The organism is Nostoc sp., assembly GCF_036917415.1.
Lineage (GTDB): Bacteria > Cyanobacteriota > Cyanobacteriia > Cyanobacteriales > Nostocaceae > Nostoc.
Genome location: NZ_JBALDJ010000025.1, coordinates 72,355 through 92,668, shown reverse-complemented (window position 1 = coordinate 92,668; position 20,314 = coordinate 72,355). Strand labels below are relative to the sequence as shown.

The 20,314-nt window shown below is 40.8% G+C and carries 27 protein-coding genes, 2 pseudogenes and 1 riboswitch; of the genes and pseudogenes, 13 read left to right on the top strand and 16 right to left on the bottom strand.

The features are described from left to right. The first annotated feature begins 430 nt into the window (after nucleotides 1–430). Complete coding sequence (locus V7K41_RS03675) at nucleotides 431–1,117, top strand: PHP domain-containing protein (protein ID WP_334845776.1); 687 nt, start codon at nucleotides 431–433, stop codon at nucleotides 1,115–1,117. A gap of 52 nt (nucleotides 1,118–1,169) precedes the next feature. On the opposite strand, the gene arsC is transcribed toward V7K41_RS03675, so the two are convergent. The 7 genes and pseudogenes from arsC to V7K41_RS03640 all read right to left on the bottom strand — a co-directional run. Next, complete coding sequence (arsC, locus tag V7K41_RS03670; RefSeq protein ID WP_334845775.1) at nucleotides 1,170–1,571, bottom strand: arsenate reductase, glutathione/glutaredoxin type; 402 nt, start codon at nucleotides 1,569–1,571, stop codon at nucleotides 1,170–1,172. A 31-nt stretch (nucleotides 1,572–1,602) separates the two neighbouring features. Beyond that, complete coding sequence (gene arsB / locus V7K41_RS03665; protein WP_334845774.1) at nucleotides 1,603–2,667, bottom strand: ACR3 family arsenite efflux transporter; 1,065 nt, start codon at nucleotides 2,665–2,667, stop codon at nucleotides 1,603–1,605. Nucleotides 2,668–2,863: 196 nt separating this feature from the next. Further along, nucleotides 2,864–3,190 carry an ArsR/SmtB family transcription factor gene (locus V7K41_RS03660; RefSeq protein WP_334845773.1) on the bottom strand — a complete coding sequence of 109 codons (327 nt, stop codon included), beginning with the start codon at nucleotides 3,188–3,190 and terminating at the stop codon, nucleotides 2,864–2,866. 80 nt (nucleotides 3,191–3,270) lie between these two features. Continuing rightward, entirely contained in the window at nucleotides 3,271–3,975 is a 705-nt protein-coding gene (locus V7K41_RS03655; RefSeq protein WP_334822650.1) for a precorrin-2 C(20)-methyltransferase, read from the bottom strand. A gap of 2 nt (nucleotides 3,976–3,977) precedes the next feature. After that, entirely contained in the window at nucleotides 3,978–4,604 is a 627-nt protein-coding gene (locus tag V7K41_RS03650; protein WP_334845772.1) for a precorrin-8X methylmutase, read from the bottom strand. Nucleotides 4,605–4,797: 193 nt separating this feature from the next. Next, on the bottom strand, nucleotides 4,798–6,402 hold the full coding sequence (locus tag V7K41_RS03645) for a NirA family protein (protein WP_334845771.1): 1,605 nt from the start codon (nucleotides 6,400–6,402) through the stop codon (nucleotides 4,798–4,800). 1 nt (nucleotide 6,403) lies between these two features. Beyond that, nucleotides 6,404–6,487: riboswitch (adenosylcobalamin-variant (AdoCbl-variant) riboswitch) on the bottom strand. 269 nt (nucleotides 6,488–6,756) lie between these two features. Beyond that, nucleotides 6,757–7,533 (bottom strand): annotated as a pseudogene (locus V7K41_RS03640) (LLM class flavin-dependent oxidoreductase); the annotation flags it as partial. A 13-nt stretch (nucleotides 7,534–7,546) separates the two neighbouring features. Between V7K41_RS03640 and V7K41_RS03635 the strand changes: the two are divergent. After that, the gene (locus V7K41_RS03635) at nucleotides 7,547–7,960 is read left to right on the top strand and encodes a GNAT family acetyltransferase (RefSeq protein WP_334845770.1); all 414 of its coding nucleotides are present in this window, start codon (nucleotides 7,547–7,549) and stop codon (nucleotides 7,958–7,960) included. 438 nt (nucleotides 7,961–8,398) lie between these two features. Further along, nucleotides 8,399–8,785, top strand: coding sequence for a VOC family protein (locus V7K41_RS03630; RefSeq protein ID WP_334845769.1), 387 nt, complete (start codon nucleotides 8,399–8,401; stop codon nucleotides 8,783–8,785). A 213-nt stretch (nucleotides 8,786–8,998) separates the two neighbouring features. Here the strand turns inward: V7K41_RS03630 and V7K41_RS03625 are convergent, their stop codons facing one another. Continuing rightward, on the bottom strand, nucleotides 8,999–9,484 hold the full coding sequence (locus V7K41_RS03625) for a molybdenum cofactor biosynthesis protein MoaE (protein WP_334845768.1): 486 nt from the start codon (nucleotides 9,482–9,484) through the stop codon (nucleotides 8,999–9,001). 84 nt (nucleotides 9,485–9,568) lie between these two features. Beyond that, a complete protein-coding gene (locus V7K41_RS03620; RefSeq protein ID WP_334845767.1) occupies nucleotides 9,569–9,985 on the bottom strand; it encodes a KTSC domain-containing protein in 417 nt (138 codons plus the stop codon). A gap of 503 nt (nucleotides 9,986–10,488) precedes the next feature. Between V7K41_RS03620 and V7K41_RS03615 the strand changes: the two genes are divergently transcribed. Next, nucleotides 10,489–10,881, top strand: coding sequence for a hypothetical protein (locus V7K41_RS03615; protein ID WP_334845766.1), 393 nt, complete (start codon nucleotides 10,489–10,491; stop codon nucleotides 10,879–10,881). 231 nt (nucleotides 10,882–11,112) lie between these two features. After that, nucleotides 11,113–12,057 (top strand): tetratricopeptide repeat protein, encoded by a 945-nt coding sequence (locus V7K41_RS03610; protein ID WP_334845765.1) that lies wholly within the window; start codon nucleotides 11,113–11,115, stop codon nucleotides 12,055–12,057. A gap of 40 nt (nucleotides 12,058–12,097) precedes the next feature. Here V7K41_RS03610 and V7K41_RS03605 read toward each other — a convergent pair whose 3' ends face one another. The 4 genes from V7K41_RS03605 to V7K41_RS03590 form a co-directional block, all read right to left on the bottom strand. Next, nucleotides 12,098–12,709, bottom strand: coding sequence for a DUF411 domain-containing protein (locus V7K41_RS03605; RefSeq protein ID WP_334845764.1), 612 nt, complete (start codon nucleotides 12,707–12,709; stop codon nucleotides 12,098–12,100). 183 nt (nucleotides 12,710–12,892) lie between these two features. Then, nucleotides 12,893–13,018 carry a hypothetical protein gene (locus V7K41_RS03600; protein ID WP_334845763.1) on the bottom strand — a complete coding sequence of 42 codons (126 nt, stop codon included), beginning with the start codon at nucleotides 13,016–13,018 and terminating at the stop codon, nucleotides 12,893–12,895. Further along, nucleotides 13,015–13,224, bottom strand: a complete 210-nt coding sequence (locus tag V7K41_RS03595; protein ID WP_334845762.1) for a hypothetical protein — start codon at nucleotides 13,222–13,224, stop codon at nucleotides 13,015–13,017. Before V7K41_RS03595 ends, V7K41_RS03600 begins: the two co-directional genes overlap by 4 nt. Nucleotides 13,225–13,282: 58 nt before the next feature. After that, nucleotides 13,283–13,744: a pyridoxamine 5'-phosphate oxidase family protein gene (locus V7K41_RS03590; RefSeq protein WP_334845761.1), complete on the bottom strand. Its 462-nt coding sequence runs from the start codon at nucleotides 13,742–13,744 to the stop codon at nucleotides 13,283–13,285. A gap of 318 nt (nucleotides 13,745–14,062) precedes the next feature. On the opposite strand from V7K41_RS03590, the pseudogene V7K41_RS03585 reads away from it, so the two are divergent. Both V7K41_RS03585 and V7K41_RS03580 read left to right on the top strand, forming a co-directional pair. Continuing rightward, nucleotides 14,063–14,182: pseudogene (locus V7K41_RS03585) on the top strand (IS630 family transposase); the annotation flags it as partial. Nucleotides 14,183–14,578: 396 nt separating this feature from the next. Beyond that, complete coding sequence (locus V7K41_RS03580; RefSeq protein ID WP_334845760.1) at nucleotides 14,579–15,340, top strand: SGNH/GDSL hydrolase family protein; 762 nt, start codon at nucleotides 14,579–14,581, stop codon at nucleotides 15,338–15,340. A gap of 134 nt (nucleotides 15,341–15,474) precedes the next feature. On the opposite strand, the gene V7K41_RS03575 is transcribed toward V7K41_RS03580, so the two are convergent. Together V7K41_RS03575 and V7K41_RS03570 are read right to left on the bottom strand one after the other, a co-directional pair. Next, entirely contained in the window at nucleotides 15,475–15,792 is a 318-nt protein-coding gene (locus V7K41_RS03575; RefSeq protein WP_334845759.1) for a hypothetical protein, read from the bottom strand. Further along, complete coding sequence (locus tag V7K41_RS03570) at nucleotides 15,785–15,907, bottom strand: hypothetical protein (RefSeq protein ID WP_334845758.1); 123 nt, start codon at nucleotides 15,905–15,907, stop codon at nucleotides 15,785–15,787. Before V7K41_RS03570 ends, V7K41_RS03575 begins: the two co-directional genes overlap by 8 nt. A gap of 232 nt (nucleotides 15,908–16,139) precedes the next feature. Here V7K41_RS03570 and V7K41_RS03565 point away from each other — a divergent pair, with 232 nt between their 5' ends. The 4 genes from V7K41_RS03565 to V7K41_RS03550 all read left to right on the top strand — a co-directional run bounded on the left by V7K41_RS03565 (nucleotide 16,140) and on the right by V7K41_RS03550 (nucleotide 19,108). Beyond that, nucleotides 16,140–16,838, top strand: a complete 699-nt coding sequence (locus tag V7K41_RS03565) for a HupE/UreJ family protein (protein WP_334845757.1) — start codon at nucleotides 16,140–16,142, stop codon at nucleotides 16,836–16,838. Between the two features lie 156 nt (nucleotides 16,839–16,994). Continuing rightward, nucleotides 16,995–17,558, top strand: coding sequence for a hypothetical protein (locus tag V7K41_RS03560; protein WP_334845756.1), 564 nt, complete (start codon nucleotides 16,995–16,997; stop codon nucleotides 17,556–17,558). A 53-nt stretch (nucleotides 17,559–17,611) separates the two neighbouring features. Beyond that, nucleotides 17,612–17,989 (top strand): DUF2358 domain-containing protein, encoded by a 378-nt coding sequence (locus tag V7K41_RS03555; protein WP_334845755.1) that lies wholly within the window; start codon nucleotides 17,612–17,614, stop codon nucleotides 17,987–17,989. Between the two features lie 399 nt (nucleotides 17,990–18,388). Next, on the top strand, nucleotides 18,389–19,108 hold the full coding sequence (locus V7K41_RS03550; RefSeq protein ID WP_334845754.1) for a Uma2 family endonuclease: 720 nt from the start codon (nucleotides 18,389–18,391) through the stop codon (nucleotides 19,106–19,108). 12 nt (nucleotides 19,109–19,120) lie between these two features. Here V7K41_RS03550 and V7K41_RS03545 read toward each other — a convergent pair whose 3' ends face one another. Continuing rightward, nucleotides 19,121–19,309 (bottom strand): hypothetical protein, encoded by a 189-nt coding sequence (locus V7K41_RS03545; protein WP_292809150.1) that lies wholly within the window; start codon nucleotides 19,307–19,309, stop codon nucleotides 19,121–19,123. 130 nt (nucleotides 19,310–19,439) lie between these two features. On the opposite strand from V7K41_RS03545, the gene V7K41_RS03540 reads away from it, so the two are divergent. Further along, nucleotides 19,440–19,817 carry a hypothetical protein gene (locus tag V7K41_RS03540; protein WP_334845753.1) on the top strand — a complete coding sequence of 126 codons (378 nt, stop codon included), beginning with the start codon at nucleotides 19,440–19,442 and terminating at the stop codon, nucleotides 19,815–19,817. Between the two features lie 136 nt (nucleotides 19,818–19,953). Continuing rightward, entirely contained in the window at nucleotides 19,954–20,235 is a 282-nt protein-coding gene (locus V7K41_RS03535; RefSeq protein ID WP_104904624.1) for a hypothetical protein, read from the top strand. Nucleotides 20,236–20,314: the final 79 nt, after the last annotated feature.

Sequence of the window (20,314 nt, the reverse complement as noted above, 5' to 3'; positions counted from 1 at the left end):
AGCGATCGCTAGTTTTCTCGAAGTGTAGACTCACTTAGGCGATGCCTACGCTAAAGTCATTATTGATTAGAAAAAGCTGTAATTACTGAGACAAATGATACTTATTATACGCGAAAAAATTTGTATTTCAGGCTAATTAGAAATAATTACTCTATTAAACCTTTATTTTATAAGTCATTTACCACAAATGCTAGAGGCATATTTATGAAATCTTGGATGTAATATTTACTACTACTTAAAATTGAAGTAGTTCAAAGTACCCATGACTACTGAGATTAAGATTTGCTAACGTAGTCTTAACATATTGAAAAATTTGCTGAGAAAGCTGAGAAAGTAGCAGCCGTTACTAATTTTTAGTGTTGGTTCTTTCTCATCTAGAGATGTGGCGTTTTGGTGTGTTAAGAAAATATATTTTTCTTCAGAGGGGGTTATGGTTGTAAATTTGGCCCGTACTACAGCTTCGGCAGAACTTTTGAAGCAAGTATTTCGTAACATTGATGCACATAGTTGTCCAAGGCTATTCAACTTTCACATGCACACTGTTCACTCGGATGGAAGGTTGCAGCCAAGTGCATTGATCGAGCAGGCGATCGCTATTGGGCTAAAAGGGTTAGCCATCACCGATCATCATGGTATTATCGGCTATCAAGCGGCCCTTGCTTGGTTAGAAGACTGGAAGTGGAATAATCCTAATGCAACCACTCCTCACCTGTGGAGTGGCGTAGAAATCAATGCCAACCTTTTAAATATAGAAGTTCACATTTTGGCTTACTCTTTTGCAACAGAACACCCTAGTATGAAACCCTATCTACAAAGAAGGGCGACTACAGGTCAAGAATATCAGGCAAGTAACGTGATTGCCGCTATTCATGAAGCTGGGGGATTGGCAGTTCTGGCTCATCCAGCTCGTTACAAGCGATCGCTTTTCGATTTAATTCCGGCTGCGGCGCAAAAGGGGATCGATGGTGTGGAAACTTTCTACGCTTACAATAACCCTAACCCCTGGAAACCCAGCACTTTGGAATCAGAACAAGTGCAAAAGTTAGCTGATGAATACTTTCTTTTCAATACCTGTGGTACTGATAGCCACGGTTTGAGCCTGCTACAACGCTTGTAAAGATGAATCCATTTTTTTCAACTCTCCTGGCAGATTCAACCAGGAGATTATTCTATTTTGGATTTTCTGTATACTCAATTAGTTGAATTACCCGTTCTTTAATCTCATCGCGGACTCTAGGAAAAATTTCCGGTTGTTCTGCTGGATCGTCTAAGTGCCAGTCTTCAAATACTTCCCGCACAACCCACTCCGGCGGCAAATTCACGCCACAGCCACACAAAGAAATCACTACATCAAAGTCTTGCGCTTGGAAATCACTTAGGGGTTTGGAGTGTTGATCGGTAATATCAATACCAATTTCTTTCATTGTAGCGATCGCTTCTGGTCTGACCTGACTTGCTTCTAACCCAGAACTAATCACTTCAATCTTTCCTTTACCAAGAGTTTTGGCAAAACCTTCCGCCATTTGGGAACGGGCAGAATTCTTTTTGCAGACAAACATCACACGTTTCATCGTTCAGTTCCTCCGAATAATGTGGCTAAATTTATAAAGTTCTCGATTCTGATGGCGAAAAATAATGTTTTTCAAACCAGAAAGCAAGATTAACAAGAGCAATTAATACAGGCACTTCGACAAGAGGCCCGACGACGGCAGCAAAAGCAACACCCGAATTAATACCAAACACTGCGATCGCCACTGCGATCGCTAGTTCAAAATTATTTCCTGCCGATGTAAACGCGACACTTGCGGCTCTAGAATAGTCTGTTTTAACGCGCCAAGCCATGTAAAAGCTGACCAAAAACATGATGATGAAGTAGACGATTAACGGAATTGCAATCTTCACCACATCTAAGGGGATCTGAACAATCAAATTCCCTTTCAAGCTGAACATAACGACGATTGTAAATAACAGAGCAATCAGTGTGATCGGGCTGATTTTAGGCACAAATTCCTCGTGATACCACTGCTTACTTTTCACTTTTACTAAGAAGTAACGAGTAAAAAATCCAGCTAAAAAGGGAATACCAAGATAGATAAACACACTTTTGGCAATCTCAGCAATGCTGACATTAACAACACTGCCTTGTAACCCAAATAGTGGCGGCAGTACAGTAATGAAAAACCAGGCATAAGGACTATAAAAGATGACTTGAAAGATGCTGTTAAAGGCAACCAATCCAGCTGTATATTCTGTATTACCTCTTGCCAAGTCACTCCACACAACTACCATTGCAATACACCGAGCTAATCCAATCAAAATCAATCCCGTCATGTATTCTGGGTAATTATGTAAGAAAATAGCTGCCAGAGCAAACATCAAAATTGGCCCAATGATCCAATTCTGAATTAGTGAAACACCAAGAATTTTTCCGTTGCGAAATACATCCCCTAATTCTTCATACCGCACCTTGGCTAAGGGGGGATACATCATCAGAATTAACCCGATGGCGATCGGTATATTGGTTGCTCCTACCTGGAACTGGTTGATAAAGGCTTCTACTCCAGGAAAGAAATAACCCAGACCAACACCAAAAGCCATTGCTAAAAAAATCCACAAGGTTAGGAAGCGGTCAATAAAGGAGAGGCGTTTTAAAGTCTTTTTGTTCATTACAATTAACCCCATACATGAATGCAGGAGCTTCGAGCAGGAATTTCAGATTATTCAATCCAACATCCAAAATTGAAAATCTAAAATTCGGTGAGTTCTATAAAGAGTATATCTCAATCATTTCAAAAAAAATTGATTTGTAAATCCGTAGACAACTAGAAGGAAACAAAACATTACAAAAAAAATTGATGAATTTTTAAGTCTCGCAGGGGGTACGAATAGGCAATATTGGGCTAAAGCGACGGAATTCTGCTAAATACTGCTCTAAGGCAACAAACTGTGGCAGATTGAGGCTGTAGTAAATCCAGCGCCCTTCTTGACGAGCGCGAACTAAACCCGCTTCTTTCAGGGTTTTGAGGTGAAAAGACAGTTTAGACTGAGTGGTTTCCAGGTGGTCACACAGGTCACACACGCATAGTTCTTGAGAGCGCAGCAGTTCTAATACCTTAATCCGTAGGGGGTCAGACAGGGCATGAAAGCCAGCAGCGATCGTATCAGGAGTGAAGGTGCTATTAGGAGGCATCAACTTTTTTTGAAGTATTTCTTTATGGTAAAGTCTAAATCATAGGTTAAACAATACCTTTACCAAAAAGAAAAGTAGGTTTATAGTCGATTCTTAGTTGGAATCACAATCATCGAGAAATAGGGTACTTCGGCTGGATCAACTTCATCCAGGGGTATGATGCGTTGCTGTGATGTTGATGCCCGCTCAATATATCTTGCCCGTGATGCTAGCCCTAGTTTATGTAGGATATCTCGTACTTTAGTAAAGTGACGACCTAGTTTCATAATTGCCGCTGCATCGGTCATCAGCAGATGTGTAGTCAGTTCTTCTGCTGGCAATGGCGCTGGTAAGACTGTGAGAATATCAGTGTAGTAGGTGAAAGGTACACCCAAAGCTACCGGACAAGCCATCAGCGAGGAAACTCCGGGGACAACTTCTGTTTCGTACTGGTCGCATAACCGTGTGAACAAGTACATAAATGAACCATAGAAAAATGGATCGCCCTCACATAGCACCACCACATCTCGACCGGCTGCTAAATGGTCGGCAATTGGTTCAATTTCCTGGTCATAAATAGACTTTGCTTTTTCTGGTTCTAAAGCGCGGGGGAGGTGAAATAGCACCTCGATTTGATTGCCAGGAAGATACTGCGCGACGATCGCTCTAGCAATACTTTCTTTATCTGTGGCTGATTGATAGGCTACCACAGGAGCCGCACGTAATAACCGCAGCGCTTTGAGGGTCAATAGTTCGGGATCGCCTGGGCCGACACCAATTCCATAGAGACGACCTTTGGGTTGCATATTCATTCTTCCTCCGTTGCCAGGGCGTTAACTGCTGCTGCCGCGATCGCACTTCCACCGCGCCGACCGTGTAAGGTTAAAAATGGTACATTTCTGCTGTCTGCTGCCAATGCGGCTTTTGATTCTGCTGCACCGACAAACCCCACTGGAAAGCCCAAGATAATCGCAGGTTTGGGCGCTCCTGCATCGAGCATTTCTAACAGTCTGAACAGGGCCGTGGGCGCATTGCCAATTGCGATTACTGAGCTTTCTAGGTGCGATCGCCAGAATTCTAAAGCTGCTGCCGACCTTGTAGTACCCATACTCTGGGCAAGTTCTGGCACTTCTGGATCGTTGAGAGTACAGATAACTTGATTGTTTGCAGACAACCGCCGTCTGGTAACGCCATCGGCAACCATCCGGCAATCGCACAGAATTGGCGCTCCTGCGGCTAATGCTGCCCTTGCGGATTGTATTGCTGTTGGTGAATATCCCAAGTCAGTGACAATATCCGTCATCCCACAGGCATGAATTAGACGCACAGCAACTTTTGCTACATCCGGTGGCAACACATCTAAGTTCGCTTCTGACCGGATGATTGCAAAGGAATTACGGTAAATTTCGTTGGCATCTCGGATATAGTCGGGCATTAAATTTGGGATTTTAGATTTTGGATTGATTTGTTAGTTAATATAGATACTTCTTTTTCAATAGAAGAATACCTAATTTAATTAACCGCAGAGGCGCAGAGAACACAGAGTCAGAGAAAGGGAGGAATCAATCATCTGTTTTTATCGTAAATAAAAGGGTTTAAGACCCCTAGCTCTACAGGTAGCCCTAGTTTCAGTCAGGGTTTAAATCCCCGTCTGAAATTGTCTTTAATTTTGAATTTTGAATTTTGAATTTTGAATTGTTAACTGTGGTTCCATTTTCTAAGTATTTATTAAATAACTGCTGTAATTGTGCTGGTGGATATCGATTAGCAAATTCCCCAAAGGACTCATCAGAATTTAGGCGTTGAATTTTATATACATATAGCATCCGCTCTATTAATGCAGGTAGTTCGGCAAAAGTTACATATTGATATAGTTCGCGTCCGAATTTCTGGTTGCTCTCACCAACATAAATGTGATATCCTTCTACAGTTTCATTGTCAGCTTCAATGCTGACACCAAGCAGAGTAATATCACTCTTGCTATGTTGGGCACAAGATTTTTCGCAGCCAGTAAAGTGGATATTAACTGGGTAATCGAGAGTAATGCGAGTTTCAAGATACTCTGCTAATGTCAACGCATGACTTTTGGTATCCGTAGCAGAAGCGGCGCAACCCTTTTTTCCAGAACAGGCAACTAATCCACCCTTGACGTTGGTTGCAGAGGAATCTAATCCTAATAAAGCAATTTCACTTTGGACATCAGCAACCCATTGCTGAGGAATATCTGTAAGGAGCAAATTTTGCCAAGGGGTTAGCCTGAGAGTTCCACTGCCGTATTTTGCTGCTAAATCTGCTAAACCGCGCATCTGTCTGCTCTCCAATCGGCCAAGAGGCAAGACGACACCAATGTAAAATAAGCCTTGCTGACGTTGGGGATGGATGCCAATATGCTGATATTTCTCTTCTTTGCCTTGCTGGTGGAGTAGGTCTTTTCTTATTTCACTGCATAAAAGAGAAAAAGGTAGACGCTGTTGAACTTCCTGAAGATAATTTTCGCAACCCAAAGTATTTAATAACTCTCTCAAACGTAGCCGCCGTTTACTCGTAGTATGACTATAAGCTAAATAGACATTTGCCAAAGCTGCCAAGACGGGCAAACATTCCTCTGGTGGTAACAAAATTCCCGTATCGCTGGGCGGTTGACCCTTCTCGCCGACACTGAGATAGAGGCGAAAGTAAACATTATCCTTAACTAAGACAGCTGCAAAGGCGATATCATTCAAGCGATCGCCCACCTGAATTATCCCACCACCATCAAAGCAAACGCTAAATTTGGCCGACAGTCCCGAAAGCGCCGGATGTGCTGCAATATAATCATCCCAACCTTGGACAAAAGGGCGAGTGTCGATTAATTCCTGGGGATCGATACCAGCAGTTGGACTGGTCATAATATTGCGGATTTGGTCTACAACAGTATTGTCAGAACCCAATCCCATATTTTGGAGGTACTTCAGAACCTCAGCATTTATCCCCGTGCGAATTTCACGAACTTGTAGATTAGCTCGATTAGTCACATCTATATAGCCGCCACCGTGCTGTTCTGCTATATCTGCGAGCGCACGGCATTGCTGACTACTAATAATTCCACCTGGTATTCTAACGCGAGATAATATACCATCTGCGGCGGGAGTAGCATAAAACAAGCCAGGACAAGTGGCAAATCCAGAAACCAAACTTAAAACTCCTTCCCCGTGCAACGCAGGGAGTAGACGGTGAGTGTGTCTTGAGGACATCCTGAGAGTTGGCATTCTGACTTGGGTAATCCCATCACAGCTGCGGCACAGTCCCGGAATTTCACCGGAGTTTCCCAACTCTCAGCTTTAGTAATTTAGACTTTGTTTAGGTTATAGATATCAACCAGACATCATCCAGATAATTATCTTACATTACTATAGCCAGAAATTTTAACTGAGCTTATCCACTACCGATCGAAAGATATAGCTCTTGAAGCTAGTCTATAAATTGAATTTAGTCATGGCTCAGGCAGGAATGCTTGAGCCTTTTTGCTGCAAAACTTGCTTTAGAAAAAGTTAGTCGGTCTAAGTTGAGGTTTTTTCGGACTCATGCTTTTTTGAATTTTGAATTGCTTACACAGGCTGTGGTTTGAGTAAATCTGTTTTGGTAACAAATTCACTGAATGTACTTGCAACCTGCTGCGGTAATGCAATCGCCGGAGTTTGTAACGGCAACCTGGGAAATAATAATTCTGCGACTCGATAGGCTTCTTCGAGATGGGGATACCCTGAGAAAACGAAGGTATCAATTACTAAATCGGTATATTCCAACATTCGCGCTGCAACTGTCTCTGGATCTCCAACTAAGGCAGTCCCAGCGCCGCCACGCACTAAGCCAACACCTGCCCATAAGTTGGGGCTAATTTCTAGGTTTTGGCGATCGCCATTGTGTAGTTCGGTCATGCGGCGTTGTCCTTCTGATTCCGACTCAGCAAACCGCTGATGTGCAACTGCTATGGTTTCATCATCCACATACTGAATCAGTTCATTAGCTGCATCCCAAGCTTTTTGCGTAGTTTCGCGGACTATGACGTGCATCCGAATCCCAAAGCGTACCGTTCTACCTTGTTCTGCTGCTAATTGGCGTACCTTGGCAATCTTTTGAGCAACTTGTTCTGGTGGTTCACCCCAGGTTAAATACACATCAATGTGTTTAGCAGCAACTTGGAGAGCAGCATCTGAAGAACCACCAAAATATAAGGTGGGGTAAGGCTTTTGTACGGGAGGAAATTGGAGTTTTGCGCCTTGAACTTGCAAGTGGCGACCACTATAGGTTACTTCTTCACCTTGCATAAGCGATCGCCAAATTGTCAAAAACTCATCTGTAAGTTCATAAGGCAAGTCTTTTGATTTAGAGATGTAGATGAATATAAGACCATACCAAGAATCTGATGCTGAATTAGTCAGTACTTTGTGGGATGAGGTGTTTCCTAATAAACCGTCGCACAGCAGCCCAAAATTGGTAATCAGTCAGAAGCTTGCTGTACAGCCTGAGTTGTTTTTCATTACTGAGATTAACTCTGTAATTTTAGGCACTATAATGGCAGGATATGACGGGCATCGTGGTTGGTTATACACAGTTGCGGTCAGTCCTCAGTATCAACGGCAGGGTATTGGTAGCAAGCTAGTGCAGCACGCAGAGAAGGAATTGATCGCGATGGGATGTCTCAAAATCAATCTCCAAGTTCGTGTCTCCAACGCAGAAGTAGTTGAATTTTATAGAAAATTTGGCTATCTCGTAGAAGAACGCATCAGTATCGGAAAGCTTGTCGCATAGATGTTTGTTCAGGAGTGCCTCGGCTTAGAGTAATATCATGTCCGGTCAAAGACTTATCATTTAGACCGCAGTTCTTGCTGGGAGCAGGGAGCAGGGGGAAAGAGACTTTTCCGATTTTTGCACAGAGCCGATAATCATAAGTGATTAACCGGACTTGATATAACCCCATAGATAAATCTAGGGGATTGATCTTGGACGTATTATTTCTTGTTGCACTCTCCTCGAAATAAATATTTATTTCTTTTTCCTTGGCTTAAAAGCCGTGGCTTCAAACATAAAGTGCTGAATGCAATTATTACTTTTTTACTCAGCACTCGTTACTCAGCACTCAGCACTGTTTCGGTGAGTTGGAACAGAAAAACTTTAGAAATACGCCAGTATTACGGCAAAAGGTGATTGTAGCATTACCAAATTTAACCCAAATTAGGAGAAAAATTTATGAAGCTTAATGCAGTTCATCATATTCAAGTAACCTATCCTTTTGAAGTGGAGGAAGCAATACTATTTTTCTACAGTGAAGTTTTGGGACTGACTGAAATTGCCAGACCTGATGTCATTAAAAATGATTCAGGAGCATGGTACAAGTTGGGAGACATTGAACTGCACGTTAGTAGAGAGAAAAACGCCAATAACCAAGCATCTAGACGGCATTTTTGTTTCCAAGTCGATAACTTAAACGCCTTTGAAGTACACCTAAAAGAGCATGGGATAGAAATTATTCCCGATCGACGACCACTTCCAGGATGTGTGCGGTTTTTCCTCCGAGATCCCGGCGGGAATCGTATAGAGATTGCAGAGTTCGTTTTGTCAACAACTATCAAGTAATTATCAATAAGCAATCGATTTTGTAGTCTGAAACCTTTACTGTGGAAACAATCGACACCAGTCAACGAAGTTTTGCGGTTTTCAAGGTTATGGCGAGTGGTGTCGATGAGTTCAACACACTTCAAGTAAGTAAATAACAGTTTACCTGGGGCTATGAATATTTTGTCAAAACTCTTAATAATTGTGGGCGAGAATGTCGGTAAATTGGAAATCTTAACAATTTTCTCCTGATGTTTCACACGCACCAATACTCACCCAGGTGCTAGAACCATCTTCCCAATGCTCTTTCTTCCATATAGGGGCATTGTGTTTGAGCGTATCAATAACATATTGGCAAGCTTCAAACGCCTCACGCCGATGAGGAGAACCCACAGCTACTAAAACGCTGATTTCCCCAACTCGCAAACGTCCAACGCGATGATAAATCACGACTCGATTCACATCAGACATAGATAAGCGAATATCAGCAGCAATTTGATAAAATATCCGCAACGCCATCGGTTCATAAGCTTGATACTCTAGAGCAATCACAGGTTTACCATCGGTTTGATTGCGAACCATACCACTCATCACAACCACAGCACCATTGGCTGGATCGTCAGATTTAGCGTAGATTTCTTCCAGAGATAACGGCGCAAAGGTAATGGCAAAACTATCTTCGGCTCTTGGTTTAACAGCAGAGGTAAGTGTGGTTGTCATAACTGCGTTGATATTATATAGGCTTTTTCTATTGTCTCTGAAGAAAGCGTTACTAATCTATATTTAGTGGTTTTAGTTAAGTCGTTAATCTGCATTATCTAGGCGATCGCAGTCATATCTACCTTTAATCTCTTGATTGAAAAAGCTGCCAATTGAGTCAGAGGAATGTAAATCTTCCCAAGTATCCTTGTCTACGCCTAAGTACTGATAAACCGCTCCACTTTGAAATTCAACTTGCAAAATCTGTTCGTTGCGATCGTAGCCTACAGCCATAGCCATTGATGAGACAACTGGTAGCATGACAATTGGTTCTTCTTCAAAGGGTAATGCAGTCGTTTCGGCAATCGCCTCGTTCAGTTCTTGCAATCCTTCATAAGCTTGTATCGGGGCCGGAATTTCCAAAAACTCTAGTTCGTTACCTCGGTCGAGCAACAACTGCAAATATCCATCAGAGTGAGCGATCGCTACTAAACTGCTCAAGTCTACCTTAGATAGCTTCATTTATTTTGTACTCTCCTATTGGCGTAGTCGGGAGTGGTAAAGTTTTATGCAACATTTAAGCGCTTTTATAGTATAACTGTACTACAAAAGCGCTTTGCCGTCAAGTTTTTTCTCCCAAGCGAGAATTTTAGGTGCGTAGAGACGCTTTAGCAAAGCAGCACGAAGTGTTTTTCTCTGACATCCGGCAAAATACTTACGATTCAGCTTGAGTGAATGGGAGTGTTTGAGTCACCTGTCGCAGCAATCTCTGCTTCAAGAAGCGAATTGAAAAATTGCATAAATGTGCAACTCGCCTCAGTTCAGTACTTGAAAATTTCAACCAATCTTTTCTGTATCTAGGCTTAACAAGTCTCTATTGCTCTTTGTGTCATTCAATTAGCTCACCCTTTTGGGTGAGTCATAGATCAACCGATCAGATGACCTGATTGAAGGAAGTTGAGATTAATAATAAAGAGGACTCTATTACTAAAGAACACCGATTGCATTTTACCTAAATATAACTTATGAAACTTGCGACCTTGATAAATTCTGCACTGATTTTTGCTTCTATTACTCTTGTACCTGGAATAGCTGGCGCTCAAACAGCTACTACCAACAACAGTGAAACAATAGCTATTAACTCTAACAATTTATCCACTAACTCGACTTCTGCGAATTACCTTCAGCCTTCAAATTTAGTTACTTTTGCTTATCAAGGAGGTCTGCAACAACATGGTATTCCTAGCGGAGAAGCGCTAATATTTAAAACTAAGAATAGAAATATTCTTGCGAAAGATTTGGTTAAAGCTGCTGTGAATGCAGATAAGTTACCATCACAAGTTTTAAACGATCAAAATTATCTAAGTGCTGTTAATTTAGAACTCAATGTATTGCCAGATTATGCTGCTGCTGATTAATTTGGTTTGTCTTATATCTTTTGAGAAAGCTAAGTTTTTCAGCACGGTATATTCGGGTGATTGTTAGCAAAGAAAAATAAAAGCCTTTTATACATCGGGATGCTGCGTATATAATAAAGTTTGATATTAAAGAAGAATTTCTCGATTTTGACATAAGTTGCATTTATCCTGTGCTAAAGCCACAGAAGATTGTATAATCAACAGCTTATCGATCAAAAATTTCTATAGAGAATGACAGAAGTAATAAGATCCGGGGGACTAAATAATATTGAGTCCATTGAGTTTGAAGAGCGGTGTTTAGAAAAAGCCAGAGAAACAGGCGATCGCAATCGGGAAGTCATTTCTTTGGCAAGTTTGGGCAATGCTTACCAGTCACTAGGCGAGTACCACCTAGCAATTGAGTTTTATCAACAGTGGTTAGATATAGCTAGAGAAATAGGCGATCGCTTAGAAGAAGCCAAATCTTTATCTGGATTGGGTAACGCTTACCAATCACTAGGCAAATACCAGCGAGCGATTGAATTTTATCACCAGTGGTTGAGTATTACCAGGAAAATAGGCGATCGCACTGGGGAAGGCATTTGTTTGGGAAGTTTGGGCAATACTTATGAATACCTGGGTAAGTACGAGCAAGCGATAGATTTTTACCAACAATGGTTGAGTATAACCAAAAAAACAGGCGATTGGACTAGTGAAGGTCTTTGCCTGGGAAGTTTGGGCAGTACTTATGAATCATTGGGATCTTACCAACTAGCAATTGAGTTTTACCAACAATGGTTAGGGCTGGCAAAATTCATCAGCGATCGCAATGGTCAAAGTATGGCCTTAAGTGGATTGGGCGGTGCTTATAAGGCTTTAGGAAAGTACCAAAGGGCGTTTGAGTTTTATCAGCGTTCATTAGAGATCGGCAGGGATCTTGATGACCGAAATGAGGAAGCAAACGCCTGGTTTAATTTGGGTTTAGTGTTAGAAAAAATCAATCGAGAATCAGAAGCGATGAATGCCTTTTGCAATGCTCGTGAAATTTATCATGCAATGGGACTCGATGCCAGCCTGCAAGATTGTAACCATGCCATTGAGTTTCTTTCTCAAAATGTTGCAACTTTCGCATCTACCTTCTGGTTTAGGAAATGGTTAAGTCATTTGTCGCAGTCGCTCAAAAATGGTTCTAAATGAAGAGTGCTGAGTTGCGAGTTAAAAGACCCTTTTAATTCACTCAGGATTCACCACCATACTTATTGAATACTGCAACTGAGTTATTGCGATCGAAAGAAAGTACAGAAAACGGGTCTTTTCGATTCCCCATCTCCATCCCAGGTGTGCCTACAGGCATTTGAGGAACAGATAAACCAACAACATTTGGCTTTTCTTGAACCAGACGTTTGATGTCGTCTGCTGGGACGTGTCCTTCGATGACATATCCATTAACAATTGCTGTGTGGCAAGATGACAAATTATCCGGCACGTTGTACTTTTGTTTGACTGTTTCGATGTCAGGCGTAGAAAAATCTGTGATTTTAAAACCCTGTGCCTTTAAGTGAGCAATCCACCCGCCACAACAGTTACAATCGGGACTGCGATACACAGTGGCATTTAGCACTGTTGATTTTGATGGTGTTTGTTGCTCCTGGATGTGCCTAGTGGTACTTAACAGTTGAAGTTTACTTGCAATAGAAGTGGGGAAAACAGTTTGAGCATGACTCATCGGAGCAGTGCTTCCCAAGATGCTCAACACCCCTAATGTTAAAACCACTATTTGCACAGTAGCAGGCATCAAGATGGGAAGTAACCATTTTTGCCAGCAATAAATCAATTGTTTGTGCAACATCTGATACTTCCTAAATACAACATTGCTTCCAAAACACTCTACGCTTACGTTGCGTCCCTCAGCGTTTAAAAACACTACGATTTTACATACAAAGAGATATGAATAAAATTAAATATGCGTTATCCAGAATCTTTGTAGAGACGTAGCAGTGCTACGTCTCTACATTCATTTTCACTCATATCTCTAAAAATGTACTTTTTTCGTGAAAAAAAATGGAGCGATCGCTTTCGCCTCTACAATTACTGGCCCTGGTGTCGCAAGTGCCCGATCCAAAATTTCACCGTATTCAGCCGGCTCTTCAATCGTCATCTAAAGAGTTCAAAACGCTCATCGGCAGCGTATTGGGCGTAGCGATCGCGCAATGCCTGCATTTGGTTTGCCTGCATCGGTTGAAAGCCACGAGCGATCGCTAAATTCTGACGCAGTATTTCCAGAGAATCAATACCGCTGATAAATGTTGCGATCGGTAAACTTATGGCATAGCAAATGGCTTCTTGGGTGCTAATTTTTTCCAACAATTACACGTCTTAAAAGAATTCGTAATTGAATTGTTAACTACAAATTACGAATTACTTAAAGGCGTGATGAGGTCAAAAAACTAATTGTTTGTGGCTTGAAACTCGATACACTATCCCAATAATCAACCTGGTTAATATTCACCTTTAGCAGAGCAATATCGGGTTCGTCTAGTCCTTTAGGAAACCAAGTTTGAAGCTCCGGCTTCCATAGCTCTCGCATCTTGTTGCGGTCTTTCACAAGTTGTGCTGTACCTGATATAGAAACATATCGCTGCTGTTCGGGTGACGAAAAACTAATATTTACCTGCTCATGGTGTTCAATTTCAGTCACCTTATGGGAACCAGTATAAGTAAAGAACCAGAGTATGCTATCAGAGTTAATCTCACCACTTTTTGACATAGGGTAACTATGCAAACTGCCATCGTCATCGACTGTGGTGAACATACTATAATCGATATCTTTGATTAGTTCGCGCAGTTTTTGAATCTGTTGCTCGCGGTCTGTAGAGGTTGCCATTGTTTGTACTTTTTTCTCTATTTTTTGTCTGGATTGTAATTTTTGATTACAACTACGATTTAATGCTAATAAAGTTATTTTTTCAGTATTAACGTTTTTTGTTTAAATTGCGTGAGCCTACAGATGGAATTATCCTAAAATTAGCTTTTTTAGTTATATCTATAGAGATATTAGTTGAGAATGACTGTTCTATGCATACAAAATTTTTAGGCATAGTCAGGTTAATTTTGTGCTTATTCCTTTAGACATAAATTTTATAAATTTTGCACTAAATTCAAATTATCTCTATAACTTTAGGGTGATAAAGTCATAATTTAGCAGACATACTACAGGGTCGTTGATTATTTGGAACGAAAATTAATTATTAAACCTGATGACGCGGGAAACTCAGAAAATACCATAGACTATCTACGATATTTGCTAACTCACTCTGCCGATCTTGGACTGGGAATGCCTATTTTGGGGTTGCTACCTCCCTGACTGACGGCAGTAGCGCAATCAGAAACATTTCTAGCCAGAGTCTAGAAACGAGTTTTTAAAGAGGTTGTAGCTTAAATTTTGTAGTTTTATTTATTTTCGCCGACTTATTTACTGAGAAAGTATTCAAGCATTCTGGGGATTCTTATTAATACAGTTCAGTTAAGAAAAGTTTTAGGTTGGGTAAAATTTGCAATTTGTTGGAAAAACTTTCATATACTCATCAAGAGTCAGAACTATTTCCAAAAAAATCCCATCCAAGAATTAAGTTATACTGCAAAGGTTTAAGAGATGATGAGCAACACCAACATTGTATATATATGTTTATTCCTCTTTCTGATAATTGTCTTGTTTAAGATGTTAGGAAAGCAGATTCAGGTAAATTCCTTCCCAGTAGGCGAACAGCAGGCAATCAGAGTTTTATTTATTGGCAACAGCTATACCTATTTCAACGATCTTCCTTGGTTGACGCAACAGTTGGCTGCTTCAGCGAAAGAACCTAAAACGCTGGAAACTGAAATGGTTGTGGTTGGTGGAGCTACACTCAAAAACCACTGGAAACGTGGTAAAGCACTCAGGCTTTTGAAAGCGAAACGCTGGGATTACGTAGTACTGCAAGAGCAAAGTACTTTACCAATTACCAATTCCAAGGAAATGTACAAGTATGCTAGTCTGTTTGATGCTAAAATTAAACGAGTTAATTCCCAAACAGTGTTTTACTTGACTTGGGCAAAGCAAAATCAACCAGAAACGCAACAGATATTGACTGATGCTTATATGAGCATTGCTAAAGAACTCAATGCTAAAGTTGCACCTGTGGGAATTGCTTGGCAAAAAGTTCAAGAAGCGAATGTGAAGTTAAACCTTTACAGCTGCGATCAAAGCCACCCTAGTCCGATTGGATCGTATGTTGCAGCGTGTGTATTCTATACAACATTTTATGAGAATAGTCCCATAGGCTTGAGTCGTCGTATATATAGTAGCGATTCTAGTACCCCACAAGAAAATAACAAAATTGAGTTGGAAAGTTTAAGTGAAACAGATGCCCAAATGATTCAAGATTTAGTTAAGCATATCGTCAGAAATAATTCAGAAGTAAGTATTCAGGAGTCAGAATAAATTAACGAAAAGTAAAAAGTAAAAAGTAAAAACAGTGCTACACATATATACTGCTTTAAGATAATGCGATCGCAAATAAAGTAATTGTTAATTCTTCAAATTATGGAAGCAGTTTTATAAAAATATTTTTTATTTTAATTACGTTGCGTTTGGACATAATTGCACTTTGTTGAGAGAGGGCAATTATTACAAAGAGGATTTTTTGCCCTACAAACCATCGCTCCAAAGTCTAGCAAGGTTAGATTCCATTTGCCAACTTCCTTATTAGGAGCAATTATTTCTGCTGCACTCCAAAGAATTTTACAACGCGATTTCACTCTTTCGCCTTGCAAGCCAAAGAAGCGTTCGAGGATGCAAGCTACGTTAGTATCGAGTACAGCTAGCGGTTGAGTGAAGGCTTGAGAACAAATAGCACGAGCTGTATATTTACCAATTCCAGGTAATTCAAGCAACTGCTTTTCTGAATCGGGGATTTTCCCTCCATACTGCAAACGCCACTCGATGCATCGGTGGAAGGCTTTCTAATTCTTGCTCCAAAATATCGAATTCACCGTACTTTAGATTCATTTTTATAGTTGAGTTGTATTGTCAGCAGTCGTTAAAACGATGATTGATTAGCGATCGCATCTTGAATCTCAATATCAATAGCCCGATCCTACTTGCTGATGAGAGAACTTTTTCTACCACTGCGGCTTTACATAACTTTATGACGCTAGTACGATCTAGCGTAATTACCACGTTAGTTTTTTGGGGTAGGTGGGTAGTATAAATTACCTAAAAACTAATTTGGTATATAGCGATGTTCAAGACTAAATTATCAGAATCCCGTGCTTGGGGGGAACTTAATACCTCAAAGTTCATGGATCGTCATATTGGAGCGATCGCAGCTCTCATTTTAATTAGCTTACTCAGTTCATTGAGTGGAACACCACTTAACCATACCATCACTAACTCCTGGGAAGGCTTTCTCTGGGGATTAGCAGATCCAGTCATTAGCTTGGATTGTTTAGTTGGTATTGTTGCTATTGGCTTACTCTCATCTGTCTTTGTTCGTGGCGCTGCGATCGCTGGATGTTTTGTCTTCGCAACAGTTTTGGGCATTGTAATTCATTTATTCCAGCTAAATTTACCAGGCACAGAAATAGCGTTCGCTGAAAGCGTTGGCGCAGCCATCGCCATTTCTACCATTGTTTTTGGTACTATGCTGATGATGCCAAATCAACTAAACTTTTTGGTGCTTGCTCTGCTGGGCATCAGTGCTGGTTTATTTCAGGGTTACGGTAATGCTGAATCTATTGTTGCCGCAGGAATGATACCAGTAGTTGCCTATATACTAGGTATTACCTTAACTCTGTTTGCCATTGCCATGAGCGCTAGAGAAATTGGTGTTGCGATGGGTATGGGAGAAATAAACCGAATTTTACCTTGGAAAATCAGCCTTGCTGGCTTCGCTTTATGTGCGATCGGTATCGTGTTTTTGAGCAATTCGCTTATTTAAATCACATATTTCAATTCAGTGGAATACATTCATTCGTGGGGGCGTATACCTAGCTGTACGCCCCCACTGCGTTTTCAGACTGGACAAGCAAGCGTTCTAGTGAATCAGTTGATGCACCTCTGCGCTAATCTAGAGGCTATATCTAAATAAAAAGTTATGACACCTGAAGAAATTGCGGCTACGCTCACAGAATTATTTGACACATCGGCTATTGCTACGATCGCTCCTGGATCGTGGCAAGTAGACACTCCTACTTTTCGGCTGTTGGTGCTGCTTTCCGAAGATAATACTTGGCTGCGAGTTTTACTGCCTATTCTGCCCATCCAAGAAGCCCAACCATTTTTAGAACAGTTCCTAGAAGCCAACTTTGATGACACTCAAGAAGTACGTTACGCTTTGCATGAAAGGGTAATTTGGGGGGTATTTCAATATCACAGTGGAACTTTAGTGAATGCAGATTTGTCCAATGCAATCAACCGACTTTTATCTCTCCATCAGGCTAGATTAGATAATGTCTTTAATCGACTAATTGAAAGCCGCATCCGGCAAATTATTCAGGCAGCAAAACAGCAAGGACAATCTCTGCAAGCTACTATGCAAAGCTTAGAACGCTTTTACGCCGAAGGAATGATGGGCGAAATAAATCAAACTTCACAAGGGCGAGAAGAAGTCCTAACTGCTTGGCGGCGTCAGTTAGAACGTTTATGGAATCAGGGTTAATTTCCATTTTTCAGTTTTCATATTAAACCAATTTACAGATATATTTATCTATCATGGATATCATTGAAATCCTCAAAGAAGACTATCAAAGATTCCCAGTAAATCAAACTTACAGCATTTACACTCCAAACGTTTATTTTCAAGACCCACTGAATAAATTTCGTGGTGTTAAACGTTACAAAGCAATGATTAATTTTATCCAAATTTGCTTTTTAGATCCCAAGATGGACTTACATAATATTCAACGTTTAGGAGACACAATAAAAACTGAGTGGACACTCAGTTGGAATACTCCTCTGCCCTGGAAGCCACGGATCTCTATTCCTGGTTGGAGTGAATTAGGTCTTAACTCTGATGGTTTGATTGTCTCCCATATCGATTATTGGAACTGTTCGCGCTTAGATGTGGTGAAACAGCATTTTTCCTCTTGAAAAAGTCGATGATTAAAATAAGATGATGACCTTAAGGAGGCAGGAGGACGTTCGCGTAGCGTCTCGAAGAGAAGGCAGTTCTTGCTGGAGGGAATCCCCATAAATAAATTTAGGGGATTTAACAATTGAGCGCTGTATTTTTTGGCGCCTACTCGCTGAAATACATTTTTTTACCTTTTTTCATAAATAAATTTACTTGCTCTGAAACCCTCGCTTGTAGAGGGAAAATAAATTCTTTCCTCCTGCCTCCAGCAAGAACTGCCCTCTGCCTTCTTCGGTCAAAATAGCCATACTTTGTAGTCAGGACTTTAGTCCTCTCTAACGAGATGCTATGCGAACAAAATCAGGACTGAAGTCTTGCTATTACACTAGATGTAACAACGAAAGCCATTAATCCTTATGAAGGCTGCCAAAAATCCTAAGATCCCTGGTGAATTAACTATACATACAGAAGCAGAAGATATTATCATTCCCCCTAGTGATTTATGGAGTGATGAGCCTCCTTTGGAAAGCGATCTACACCGCGAGCAAATTGAACTACTGTTGGCGTGTCTGAAATGGTGGTGGCGTCAGCGTAATGATTTTTATGCTACTGGAAATTTAACAATTTATTTTAGCCCAGAACAGATTACTACGCGAGACTTTAGAGGGCCAGATTTTTTTGTCGTCAAGGATTGTGAAAATCGCCCCCGCAAAAGTTGGGTATTATGGGCAGAACAAGGAAAGTATCCCAATGTGATTATTGAATTACTTTCTAACAGTACTGCCAAGGTTGATAAAGGTCTGAAGTTTGAACTTTACCAAGAGACTTTTCGCACGCCGGAATATTTTTGGTTTCACCCCAATACTTTGGAGTTTAAAGGATTTCGTTTAGTGGGTGGTAAATATCAAGCTTTGGAACCAAATGCTCAAGGGTGGCTGTGGAGTCAGCAGTTAGAATTATTTTTGGGAATCTATGAATCCAAATTACGGTTTTTTAACGTAGATAATCAGTTGGTAGCGACTCCAGAAGAAAGGGCACAAGCAGCAGAACGAGAAACTGAAATAGCACACCAGCAGGTGGAAGAACTGAAGGCTAGATTGAAGGAATTGGGGGTTGATCCAGAAGAGTTAGAGTAGGAAAAATAAGCACTACTTCTCTTTCTCTTCATCTAGTGCTTTTTGGATAGCACGACGGCAAAATTCTGGAGGATCGTCTTTAGCTTTTACCTCTTCCTTCATAGATTCGGTAACACGGAAGCTGAGATTTGCTATTAACTTTTCTTCTCTGTTTGATTCAATCGGGTTTAAATTTTCTGGTGTTCCTTTAGGATTAGGCATTTATATAGAAACGTAAATATATCTTGAACGATATGCGCGCATAACAATAGATTGTATTTAAGGTAGGTGTTCACCCTGGAAAAGTTGACACCTACCAATATCCACTATCAAAAATGGACACTTCTATTTTATGTTCACGCGTTCCGAACTTGAAATCAAAACCATCCGAGAGTTACGCGACTTATGCCGACGCTACGGTATCAAGCCGACAGGAAACCCAGGATACAAAGTTTCTTACATCACTTCTCTGATGGCATTCCCGCAATTAGCACTACATCAGATGCAAGAGGGAAGAGGGTTAAAGCCTCCCACTTTCACGACTTTTCAGTATATTGGCGCAGCGATAGATGAGATGAGTTCACCTACAGATGAGCAAATAGCGCTGATTCGGCTAACGCTCGAAGGTAGGAAAATGGCTTACCCAGATAGATTTGAACAGGAAAAACTGTTGAACTTGCACAAGGCTAAGATGCTTGTTGAGCAAGCTTTTGCCATGTTGAGCCAGTAAACAGCCCCGATCGCAATTTTTAGGTAATTAAACCATAGTGCAGGGTAGCACAGTTGTGCTGCTCTACGGGGGATTGAAACAAAATCCCCCAATACTTTAGAGTGAATAATAAACTCAACTCGAAAGCGCGATCGCAATGACTGATAAAGAACTCAAACATCTACTTGAGAGTAATGCTAAAACAGTCCAAGCTATGTTAGATGAAATGGCGGAAGCACGTCAGGAACGCCAAGAACTCCGAGAAGGAATGCTTCAAATCCAGAATGCAGTAGCACAATTAACAAACATACAAGAGAGAATAACCAATTTACTAATTTCTCTTGATGGCGATCGCCCCACAATTCTCAAAAAACTCTCAGCACTGGAAACTAAACTCGATCGGCTATTGCAGCAAAACCCAACGGATGAGTTAGGGTAAATACTCATAATAATGCCTAGACGTGTTGAAACAACATTTATTTTCCTTAAACAGTCGATAATGTAAATAAATGTCAAAA

Coding starts and splice junctions, on each gene's coding strand:
- V7K41_RS03635 (WP_334845770.1), top strand. CDS start 7,547: ATGAATATAAGACCATACCAAGAATCTGATGCTGAATTAGTCAGTACT.
- V7K41_RS03625 (WP_334845768.1), bottom strand. CDS start 9,484: ATGACAACCACACTTACCTCTGCTGTTAAACCAAGAGCCGAAGATAGT.
- V7K41_RS03555 (WP_334845755.1), top strand. CDS start 17,612: ATGGATATCATTGAAATCCTCAAAGAAGACTATCAAAGATTCCCAGTA.
- V7K41_RS03610 (WP_334845765.1), top strand. CDS start 11,113: ATGACAGAAGTAATAAGATCCGGGGGACTAAATAATATTGAGTCCATT.
- V7K41_RS03590 (WP_334845761.1), bottom strand. CDS start 13,744: ATGGCAACCTCTACAGACCGCGAGCAACAGATTCAAAAACTGCGCGAA.
- V7K41_RS03675 (WP_334845776.1), top strand. CDS start 431: ATGGTTGTAAATTTGGCCCGTACTACAGCTTCGGCAGAACTTTTGAAG.
- V7K41_RS03650 (WP_334845772.1), bottom strand. CDS start 4,604: ATGCCCGACTATATCCGAGATGCCAACGAAATTTACCGTAATTCCTTT.
- arsB (WP_334845774.1), bottom strand. CDS start 2,667: ATGAACAAAAAGACTTTAAAACGCCTCTCCTTTATTGACCGCTTCCTA.
- V7K41_RS03580 (WP_334845760.1), top strand. CDS start 14,579: ATGTTAGGAAAGCAGATTCAGGTAAATTCCTTCCCAGTAGGCGAACAG.
- V7K41_RS03535 (WP_104904624.1), top strand. CDS start 19,954: ATGACTGATAAAGAACTCAAACATCTACTTGAGAGTAATGCTAAAACA.
- V7K41_RS03630 (WP_334845769.1), top strand. CDS start 8,399: ATGAAGCTTAATGCAGTTCATCATATTCAAGTAACCTATCCTTTTGAA.
- V7K41_RS03655 (WP_334822650.1), bottom strand. CDS start 3,975: ATGCAACCCAAAGGTCGTCTCTATGGAATTGGTGTCGGCCCAGGCGAT.
- V7K41_RS03560 (WP_334845756.1), top strand. CDS start 16,995: ATGACACCTGAAGAAATTGCGGCTACGCTCACAGAATTATTTGACACA.
- arsC (WP_334845775.1), bottom strand. CDS start 1,571: ATGAAACGTGTGATGTTTGTCTGCAAAAAGAATTCTGCCCGTTCCCAA.
- V7K41_RS03620 (WP_334845767.1), bottom strand. CDS start 9,985: ATGAAGCTATCTAAGGTAGACTTGAGCAGTTTAGTAGCGATCGCTCAC.
- V7K41_RS03645 (WP_334845771.1), bottom strand. CDS start 6,402: ATGTCCTCAAGACACACTCACCGTCTACTCCCTGCGTTGCACGGGGAA.
- V7K41_RS03570 (WP_334845758.1), bottom strand. CDS start 15,907: ATGAATCTAAAGTACGGTGAATTCGATATTTTGGAGCAAGAATTAGAA.
- V7K41_RS03545 (WP_292809150.1), bottom strand. CDS start 19,309: ATGCCTAATCCTAAAGGAACACCAGAAAATTTAAACCCGATTGAATCA.
- V7K41_RS03600 (WP_334845763.1), bottom strand. CDS start 13,018: ATGACGATTGAAGAGCCGGCTGAATACGGTGAAATTTTGGATCGGGCA.
- V7K41_RS03540 (WP_334845753.1), top strand. CDS start 19,440: ATGTTCACGCGTTCCGAACTTGAAATCAAAACCATCCGAGAGTTACGC.
- V7K41_RS03660 (WP_334845773.1), bottom strand. CDS start 3,190: ATGCCTCCTAATAGCACCTTCACTCCTGATACGATCGCTGCTGGCTTT.
- V7K41_RS03550 (WP_334845754.1), top strand. CDS start 18,389: ATGAAGGCTGCCAAAAATCCTAAGATCCCTGGTGAATTAACTATACAT.
- V7K41_RS03615 (WP_334845766.1), top strand. CDS start 10,489: ATGAAACTTGCGACCTTGATAAATTCTGCACTGATTTTTGCTTCTATT.
- V7K41_RS03565 (WP_334845757.1), top strand. CDS start 16,140: ATGTTCAAGACTAAATTATCAGAATCCCGTGCTTGGGGGGAACTTAAT.
- V7K41_RS03605 (WP_334845764.1), bottom strand. CDS start 12,709: ATGTTGCACAAACAATTGATTTATTGCTGGCAAAAATGGTTACTTCCC.